Here is a 1,954-nt window from a genome sequence, read left to right on the forward strand (position 1 = left end):
CGCTGCTGGCCGACGCCGCCCCGGTCGCCGGCGGCCGCGGCGCCTACGTGCTCACCGGCCGCGGGGTTGAGCAGTCCAGCCAGGGCACCGACACGGTGACCGCCGCGATCAACCTGGCGCTGCTGCTCGGTCTGGTCGGACGTCCCGGCAGCGGGTTCGGAGCCCTCACCGGGCAGGGCAACGGCCAGGGCGGGCGCGAGCACGGCCAGAAGGCCGACCAGCTGCCCGGCTACCGGATGGTCGACGACCCGGCGGCCCGCGCGCACGTCGCCGCCGTCTGGGGCGTCGATCCCGACGACCTGCCGGGCAAGGGGCTGCCCGCGGTGCAGCTGCTCCGCTCCCTCGGCACCCCGGGTGGGCCGCGGGCGCTGCTGGTGCACGGCTCCAACCTGCGGATCAGCGCCCCCGACGCCGACTCGGTCACCCGCCGGCTGCGCTCGCTCGACCTGCTGGTGGTGTGCGACTTCGTCCCGTCGGAGACCACCCGGCTGGCCGACGTGGTGCTGCCGGTGACCCAGTGGGCCGAGGAGGAGGGCACCATGACCTCGCTCGAGGGACGGGTGCTGCGCCGCCGCCGCGCGGTGGACCCGCCGCCCGGGGTGCGCAGCGAGCTGGAGGTGCTGCGCGGGCTGGCGCTGCGGCTGGACGCCCCCGGCACCTGGTCCACCGAGCCGGCCGAGGTGTTCTCCGAGCTGGCCCGGGCCAGCGCCGGCGGGAAGGCCGACTACTCCGGGATCAGCCACCACCGCCTCGACACCGGCGAGGCGCTGTTCTGGCCGTGCCCGGCCACCGGCGCCGACCAGCCCGACCACCCCGGCACCCCGCGGCCCTTCCTCGACCGGTTCCCCACCGCCGACGGACGGGCCCGGCTGCTGCCGGTCGAGCACCGCGGTCCGGCCGAGCGGCCCGGCCCCGGGCGTCCGCTGCACCTGGTCACCGGCCGGGTGCTGCAGCACTACCAGTCCGGTGCGCAGACCCGTCGGGTGCCCGAGCTGGCCGCCGCCTCCCCGGAGGCCTTCGTCGAGCTGCACCCGGTGACGGCCGACCGGCTCGGCCTGGTCGAGGGCGCCTGGGTGCGGCTGCGCAACGACCGTGGCGAGGTGCGGGTGCGGGCCCGGCTGAGCACGGACGTCCGCACCGACACGGTCTTCGTCCCGTTCCACTTCCCCGGCGCGGGCAGCATCAACCGGATCACCAACGACGCGGTCGACCCGGTCTCGCAGATGCCGGAGTTCAAGAACTGCTCGGTCGACGTCGTCGCCGAGCCCGCGGAGCCGCTGGCGGCCACCGGGCCCGCCGCGGGGAGGAGGACACGATGACCCGCGTGGTGGTGGTCGGCAACGGGATGGTCGGTTCGCGCTTCGCCGACGAGCTCACCGACGGCGACGGCGGCCGGTTCGCCGTCACCGTGCTCGGCGCCGAGTCGGCCCAGCCCTACAACCGGGTGCTGCTCAGCCAGGTGGTGGCCGGACGCTACGAGCTGGCCGGGATCACGCTCCCCCGGCCCCGCTCGGAGCAGGTCGCCGTGCACGCCGGCACCGTGGTGAGCGCCGTCGACCGGGACGACCGCTCGGTGCGCACCGCCGACGGCGCCCGGCACCGCTACGACTTCCTCGTGCTCGCCACCGGCGCGGCCGCCCGGGTGCCCGACCTGGCGGGGCTGTCGCCCTGGCCGGGAGGCGTGCACGCGCTGCGCACCGTCGACGACGCCCGCGAGATCGTCGCCGCCACCCTCAACGCGCGCCGGGCCGTGGTGCTCGGCGCCGGCGTCCTCGGCGTGGAGACCGCGGTCGCGCTGTCCCGGCGCGGGCTGGCGGTCACCGTCGTGCACCCCTCCGCCGCCCTGATGGACCGCCAGCTCGACCAGCCCGCCGGTGGCGTGCTGGCCCGGGCGCTGGCCGGGCTCGGCATCGGGCACCGGGTGGGGGTGCGGGCGTCCCGCGTGCAGACCGCC

The 1,954-nt window shown here is 77.2% G+C and carries 2 protein-coding genes; both read left to right on the plus strand.

Annotated features, from left to right (window positions below; all coding sequences use genetic code 11):
- A partial coding sequence (locus DVA66_RS19830) for a molybdopterin oxidoreductase family protein (RefSeq protein WP_157974169.1) occupies positions 1-1,319 on the plus strand: 1,319 nt, incomplete at its 5' end.
- On the plus strand, positions 1,316-1,954 hold a 639-nt coding region (locus tag DVA66_RS19835), incomplete at its 3' end, for an FAD-dependent oxidoreductase (protein ID WP_198671983.1). The genes DVA66_RS19830 and DVA66_RS19835, both read left to right, overlap by 4 nt.

The organism is Desertihabitans aurantiacus (genome assembly GCF_003344635.1).
Lineage (GTDB): Bacteria > Actinomycetota > Actinomycetes > Propionibacteriales > Propionibacteriaceae > Desertihabitans > Desertihabitans aurantiacus.